At 69.9% G+C, this 6,920-nt stretch carries 7 protein-coding genes; 5 read left to right on the forward strand and 2 right to left on the reverse strand.

The annotated features are described in order from the left end of the window. Positions 1-30: 30 nt before the first annotated feature. Together fbaA and CCN39_RS30360 are read right to left on the reverse strand one after the other, a co-directional pair. Complete coding sequence (gene fbaA, locus CCN39_RS30355) at positions 31-1,062, reverse strand: class II fructose-bisphosphate aldolase (RefSeq protein ID WP_086847747.1); 1,032 nt, start codon at positions 1,060-1,062, stop codon at positions 31-33. Between the two features lie 153 nt (positions 1,063-1,215). Beyond that, positions 1,216-2,040, reverse strand: a complete 825-nt coding sequence (locus CCN39_RS30360; protein ID WP_086847749.1) for an LLM class F420-dependent oxidoreductase — start codon at positions 2,038-2,040, stop codon at positions 1,216-1,218. 63 nt (positions 2,041-2,103) lie between these two features. Between CCN39_RS30360 and CCN39_RS30365 the strand changes: the two genes are divergently transcribed. The 5 genes from CCN39_RS30365 (at position 2,104) to CCN39_RS30385 (ending at position 6,898) form a co-directional block, all read left to right on the forward strand. After that, the gene (locus CCN39_RS30365) at positions 2,104-3,018 is read left to right on the forward strand and encodes an aldo/keto reductase (RefSeq protein WP_086847750.1); all 915 of its coding nucleotides are present in this window, start codon (positions 2,104-2,106) and stop codon (positions 3,016-3,018) included. An 81-nt stretch (positions 3,019-3,099) separates the two neighbouring features. Next, the gene (locus CCN39_RS30370; RefSeq protein WP_086847752.1) at positions 3,100-4,011 is read left to right on the forward strand and encodes an SDR family oxidoreductase; all 912 of its coding nucleotides are present in this window, start codon (positions 3,100-3,102) and stop codon (positions 4,009-4,011) included. A 2-nt stretch (positions 4,012-4,013) separates the two neighbouring features. Next, positions 4,014-4,487, forward strand: a complete 474-nt coding sequence (locus tag CCN39_RS30375) for a pyridoxamine 5'-phosphate oxidase family protein (protein ID WP_086847754.1) — start codon at positions 4,014-4,016, stop codon at positions 4,485-4,487. A gap of 81 nt (positions 4,488-4,568) precedes the next feature. Beyond that, positions 4,569-6,041: a flavin-containing monooxygenase gene (locus tag CCN39_RS30380; protein WP_086847756.1), complete on the forward strand. Its 1,473-nt coding sequence runs from the start codon at positions 4,569-4,571 to the stop codon at positions 6,039-6,041. Beyond that, a complete protein-coding gene (locus CCN39_RS30385) occupies positions 6,038-6,898 on the forward strand; it encodes a metal-dependent hydrolase (RefSeq protein ID WP_086847758.1) in 861 nt (286 codons plus the stop codon). Before CCN39_RS30380 ends, CCN39_RS30385 begins: the two co-directional genes overlap by 4 nt. Positions 6,899-6,920: the final 22 nt, after the last annotated feature.

Below are 6,920 nucleotides of genomic sequence, written 5' to 3' on the forward strand. Positions count from 1 at the left end.
GATCCGTGGCGGCCCTTCGCGCGAAGAGACTTACTTCAGCTTCGTCCCCGCCGAACCCAGCGCCTGGCAGGCCTCGACCACGCGCTGCGCCATCCCGGCCTCGGCCGCCTTCAGGTACGAGCGCGGGTCGTACACCTTCTTGTTGCCGACCTCGCCGTCGATCTTCAGCACACCGTCGTAGTTCTTGAAGAAGTGGTCCACGATCGGGCGCGTGAACGCGTACTGCGTGTCCGTGTCGACGTTCATCTTCACCACGCCGTACGACACCGCCTCGCGGATCTCCTCCGGGAGCGAGCCCGAACCGCCGTGGAAGACCAGCTCGAACGGCTTCGAGCCCTCCGCCAGACCCAGCTTCTTCGCCGCCGCCTCCTGGCCGCCCTTGAGAACGTCCGGGCGGAGCTTCACGTTGCCCGGCTTGTACACGCCGTGGACGTTGCCGAACGTCGCCGCCAGCAGGTAGCGGCCCCGCTCGCCCGCGCCCAGGGCGTCGATCGTCTTCAGGAAGTCGCCTTCGGCCGTGTACAGCTTCTCGTTGATCTCCGCCTCGACGCCGTCCTCTTCGCCGCCGACGACGCCGATCTCGACCTCGAGGATGATCTTGGCCGCCGCCGTCTTGACCAGCAGTTCCTGGGCGATCTCGAGGTTCTCGTCGAGGTCGATCGCCGAGCCGTCCCACATGTGGGACTGGAACAGCGGGTTCTGGCCGTTCTTGACGCGCTCGGCCGAGATCTCGATCAGCGGGCGGACGAAGCCGTCCAGCTTGTCCTTGGGGCAGTGGTCGGTGTGCAGCGCCACGTTCACGCCGTACTTGGCCGCCACGACCTGGGCGAACTCCGCCAGCGCGGTCGCGCCGGTCACCATGTCCTTGACCTTCTGGCCGGACGCGAACTCCGCGCCGCCGGTGGAGAACTGGATGATGCCGTCGCTCTCCGCCTCGGCGAAGCCGCGGATGGCGGCGTTCACGGTCTCGGACGAGGTCACGTTGATGGCCGGGTAGGCGAACTCGTTCGCCTTGGCCCGGTCGAGCATCTCCGCGTAGACCTCGGGGGTGGCGATGGGCATCGTTACTCCTCCTTGGCACAGGGTGGTCCCGACCGCATCGTACGAGGTCCGCCGTCGCCGCACACCGGTCCCTGCGCAGAAACTTTCCCGCACGTCGGATCGGTTCAGAAGGAGTGCGTCCGGCCGCCGGGCGAACCGGCGGCCGGACGGGGATCACAGCAGCTCGGACGCCAGCGCGCGGTACACCGGCCAGGGGTCCTCGTTCAGCACCTGGACGATGACCTGGTCCGCGCCCGCCTCGAGGTGGGCCGCCAGGCCGCGGGCGATCGTCGCCGCGTCGCCGTGCAGGGCCAGCGCGTCGACCAGGCGGTCGCTGCCCTCGCCCTCGAGGTCCTCGTCGGTGAAGCCGAGTTTCCGCAGGTTGGCGACGTAGTTCGACAGCCCGAGGTAGTACTTCACCGTCTGCCGGCCGATCGCGCGGGCCTCGGCGGCGTCGGTCCCGAGGACGACCTTGTGCTCCGGGGCCAGCAGCTTGCCGGCGCCGAGGATCTCGCGGGTGCCGCGGGTGTGCTCCGGCGTGGTCAGGTACGGGTGCGCGCCCGCCGTGCGGTCGCCGGACAGCTGGACCACCTTCGGGCCCAACGCGGCCAGCGCGCGGCCGGAAGCCGGGACGCCCGCCGCGTCCAAGCCGTCGAGGTAGTCGACCAGCGCCGCGTACGGCTTCTTGTACTCCTTCGTCGCTTCGCGGTGGCCGGCGCCGACGCCGAGCAGGAAGCGGTCCGGGTACTTGCCCGCGATGCGCTCGTACACCTTCGCGATCGACGCCGGGTCGTCCTGCCAGATGTTCACGATGCCGGTCGCGATGACCAGCGAGTCCGTCGCGGCCAGCAGGTCGTCCACGGACGCGAGGTCGTCGCCGCTGGGCGAGCCGCCCAGCCAGATCGCGCTGTAGCCGAGCTTCTCCGCCTCCGCGGCGAACTTCGTGTCGACGTTCGCGTGGTACCGCCAGATCCCGAGCTTGCCCAGTTCGATAGCCATGGAACACTCCAACGCCGGCGACGGCGATTTTCCTCCCGGCTCCGGAGAATTACTGTCGAAGGCATGACCAAGCTGGGCAATACCGACCTCGACGTGTACGGCCTGAACCTCGGGTGCAACGTCTTCGGCTGGACGGCCGACGAGCCGCAGTCCTTCACCGTCCTCGACGCCTACACCGCGGCCGGGGGCAACTTCCTCGACAGCGCCGACCTCTACGGCGGCGGCGGTGGCTCCGAGACGATCATCGGCAACTGGCTGGCCGCGCGCGGCCGCCGGGACGACATCGTCATCGCGACCAAGGTCGGCATGTGGGAGGGCCGGCCGGGCCTGTCGGCGAAGAACATCCAGGCCGCGGCGGAGGATTCGCTGCGGCGCCTGCGGACCGACCACATCGACCTCTACTACGCGCACCGGGACGACCCGGACACCCCGCTCGAAGAGACCCTCGAGGCGTTCGACGCGCTGGTCCGCGCGGGCAAGGTCCGCCACCTCGGCGCGTCCAACTACACCGCCGCACGGCTCGCCGAAGCACTGTCCATTTCGGACCAGAACGGCTTCGCGCGGTACGCCGTGCTACAGCCGCACTACAACCTCGTCGAGCGGGACTACGAGCGCGACCTGGCTCCGCTAGTCGCGCGCGAAGGCCTCGTGACGCTGCCGTACTTCGCCCTCGCGAAGGGCTTCCTCACCGGCAAGTACCGCACGAAGGACGAGCTCGGCGACAGCCCGCGCGCCGCCCGTGCCGCGTCCTATTTGGACGCCCGAGGCGAGCGCGTCCTCGCCGCGCTCGACGAAGTCGCGCAGGCGCACGGCGTTTCCGTCGCCACGGTGTCGCTCGCGTGGCTGCGGCAGCAGCCGACGGTCGCCGCCCCGATCGCCAGCGCCCGGACGCCCGAGCAGCTCACCGACCTGATCGCGTCGGTCCCACTGGAGCTGACGGACACCGAGGTAGCCGCCCTGGGTGAAGCCGCCCGCTGAACATACTCACGGGTAGCTTACCGCGGGTAAGTTGAGGTACGGTGCCCTCCGAGAACGCCGTTCGACGTCCAGGAGGGCACCGTGGCCAACCCGTTTTCGCTGCTGAGCGGCACCAAGAAGGTCGACGGCAAGGTCGTGCTGATCACCGGCGCCGCCCGCGGCATCGGTGCCGGGCTAGCCGAGCGGCTGGCCGCTCGCGGCGCGAAGGTCGCCCTCGTCGGCCTCGAAGCCGAAGAGCAGCGGAAGGTCGCCGACCGGATCGGGCCGAACGCGCGCTCCTGGGAGGCCGACGTCACCAGCTGGGACGCCCTGGAGAAAGCCACGGCGGGCGTGGTCGGGCACTTCGGCGGGATCGACATCGTCATCGCCAACGCCGGCATCGCGACCGCGGGCTTCGTCCGCTCGGTCGACCGGGCCGCGTTCGAGAAGGTGATCGAGGTCGACCTGCTCGGCGTCTGGCGGACGTTCCGCGTCACGCTCCCGCACGTCATCGAGCGCAAGGGCTACCTGCTGGCCATCTCCAGCCTCGCCGCGATCACGCACGCGCCGGGCATGGCCAACTACGCCGCCGCGAAGGCCGGCGTCGAAGCGTTCTCGAACAGCCTGCGCGCCGAGGTCGCGCACCTCGGCGTCAAGGTCGGCGTCGCGCACCCGACGTGGATCCGCACCGACCTGGTCGAAAGCGCCGACGCGCACCCGGTGTTCGGCAAGCTCCGCGCGTCGATGCCCGGCCTGATCGGCAAGACGTACCCCCTGGACGTGGCCCTGGACGACCTGGAAGCGGGCATCCTCAAGCGCGCCCGGACCATCCACGTGCCGCGCTGGGTCGGCGGGCTCAAGCTGCTGCGCGCGTTCCTGCCGCCGGTCATCGAGATCGGTTCCCGCAGCCGGGTACCGTCGGCGGACAAGGCCGCGCTGGCCGACATCGAGGCGCGCGGCGCGTTCGAGTCGGCGGTCACCGGCCACGGCGGGCGGGCCGCCACCAAGGGGTGAAGATGTCCCGTCGCGACCAGATCAGGATGACCGAGGACGAGGTGCGGGAGTACCTCGCCGGGCAGAAGGTCATCAACGTCGCCAGCATCGGCCCGAACGGCCGCCCGCACCTCGCGCCGCTCTGGTACTTCCCGCACGAAGCCGGCGTCGCGACCTGGACGTACGGCACGTCGCAGAAGGCGAAGAACTTCCGCCGCCTGCCGGAGGCGACCGTGCTGGTCGAGGACGGCGACAGCTACGAGAAGCTCCGCGGCGTCTCGTTCGAGGCCGACGTCGAGGTCGTCGAGGACACCGAAGAGGTCACCCGGATGGGCACCGCGCTCATGCAGCGGTACTCGGGGGCCAAGCCCGGCGACCCCGCGTCGACCGAGCTGGCGGCCTTCATCGCAGGTCAGGCCGCCAAACGCGTCGGGCTGATCTTCCGGCCGACCAAGGTCGCCAGCTGGGACCACGGCAAGCTCGGCGGGACGTACTGATCGGTAGGGAGTACTTCCAAGTAACTGTTACCTGAGGTAACGTCATCTGCGCAGGATCCCCGACGCAGCGGAGGCCGACAGATGACCGAGCGGTTCAAGGTCGTGATCGTGGGCACCGGGTTTTCCGGGCTCGGCCAGGCGATCCAGCTCGAGAAGGCCGGTATCCGGGACTACGTGATCCTGGAAAAGGCCGCCGAGGTGGGCGGCACCTGGCGCGACAACTCCTACCCCGGGTGCGCGTGCGACGTGCAGTCGCACATGTACTCGTTCTCGTACGAGCAGAACCCGGACTGGTCACGGTCGTTCTCGCCGCAGCCGGAGATCTTCGACTACCTCAAGGGTGTCGCGGACAAGTACCGGCTGCGCGAGAAGATCCGCTTCGGCGTCGAGCTGACCGGCGCCCATTGGGACGAGCAGGAACGCCGCTGGACGGCGACCACGAAGGACGGCCGCGAGTTCGTCGCGCAGTTCCTCGTCTCCGGGGTTGGCGGCCTGCACATCCCGCAGGTACCCGAACTCCCCGGGATCGCGAACTTCCGGGGCCGGACCTGGCACTCCGCGCGCTGGGACCACGAGTACGACCTGCGCGGCAAGAAGGTCGCCGTCATCGGCACCGGCGCCAGCGCCGTCCAGTTCGTGCCGAAGATCGCCCCCGACGTCGCCGAGCTGACGCTGTTCCAGCGGACGCCGCCGTGGATCATGCCCAAGCCCGACCACGCGATGCCGTCGTGGGCCCAGACGCTGTTCAAGCGCGTCCCGGGCACCCAGCGGGCCTACCGCAACGCGCTGTACTGGCTGCTCGAAGCGCGGGCCATCGGCTTCAACGGCCACCCGGCGATCATGAAGGCCGGCGAGCTGATCGCGAAGCGGAACATCGCGAAGGGCATCAAGGACCGCGCGCTGCGCAAGAAGGTCACGCCGGACTACACGATGGGCTGCAAGCGCGTCCTGATCTCCAACGACTACTACCCGGCACTGGACCGGCCGAACGTCGAGGTGAACACCGACGGCGTCAAGGAGGTCAAGGCGCACTCGATCGTCGACTCCGCGGGCGTGGAGCACGAGGTCGACGCCATCGTCTACGGCACCGGCTTCAAGGTGACCGACGCGCTGGAGTACCTCGACATCACCGGCGTCGACGGCCGCAACCTCGCCAAGGAGTGGGCGAGCGAGGGCATGCGGACCCACAAGGGCATCACCGTCTCCGGCTACCCGAACCTGTTCTTCCTGCTGGGCCCGAACACCGCGCTCGGGCACAACTCCGTGGTGTTCATGATCGAGTCGCAGGCGCGGTACGTCGTCGACGCCATCAAGCTCGCCGATTCGCGCGGCGCCGCGGCGCTCGACGTCCGCCCCGGCGTGCAGGACGAGTTCCAGCGGGAGATCCAGGAAAAGCTGGTCAAGGGCGTCTGGACGCAGGGCGGCTGCAAGAGCTGGTACCTCGACGCCCAAGGCGTGAACCGGACGATCTGGCCGGGCTTCACCTGGCGCTACTGGCTGGAGACACGCAAGGTCGACCCGGCCGACTACGAGCTGTCCGGCCGGGCGTCATGACCGCCGCCGGGGACGAGCAGCTCGTCCTGCACGCCCGGAACGTCCGGTTCGGCTGGGCGGCGCTGCCGATGCACTGGATCCCCGGCGAACCGCAGGCCACGCACACCATCAACGTGCTGCACCTGGCGCTGCCCGAGGGCGAGCGCTGGTTCGTCGAGGTGTTCAAGCAGGCGGTGCCGCTGATCCGCGACGAGCGGCTCAAGCAGGACGTCCTCGGCTTCATCGGGCAGGAGGCGGTGCACGCCGAGGCCCACGACGGCGCGGCGGCGCACCTCGAGGCGGCGGGCGTCCGGGTCCGGCCGTTCGTGGCGCAGATGGAGTGGCTGTTCCGGAAGCTGCTCGGCGACCGCGACCTGACCGGGCGCGCGGCCGAGGAGTGGCTGGTCGAGCGGCTGGGGATCATCGCCGCCATCGAGCACTACACGGCGTTCCTCGGCCAGTGGGTGCTCGACGCGCCCCTGGAGGGCGCCGGCGCCGACCCGGTGATGCTGGACCTGCTGCGCTGGCACGGCGCCGAGGAGGTCGAGCACCGGTCGGTGGCGTTCGACCTGTTCATGCACCTCGACGGGCGCTACGGGCGGCGCGTCCGCAGCATGGCGGCGGTGACGCCGGTGCTGGCCTGGGTCTTCGCCCGCGGTACGCGATATCTGATGCGCAACGACCCGACCGCGCCGGGCCGGGCGTCGCTGCGGGGGTATCGGCGGGCGGCCAGGCGGGGGTTGCTGCCGACCGGGCGGCAGCTGGTGCGGGAGATCCGGCCGTACTTCCGGAAGTCGTATCACCCGTCCGAGACGGGGAGCACCGAGCAGGCGGTGGCCTACCTGGCGAGTTCGCCCGCGGCCCGGGCGGCGGAGTGACCGTCGGCCGGCCGACCCGGCT

The organism is Amycolatopsis kentuckyensis (assembly GCF_002155975.1).
Lineage (GTDB): Bacteria > Actinomycetota > Actinomycetes > Mycobacteriales > Pseudonocardiaceae > Amycolatopsis > Amycolatopsis kentuckyensis.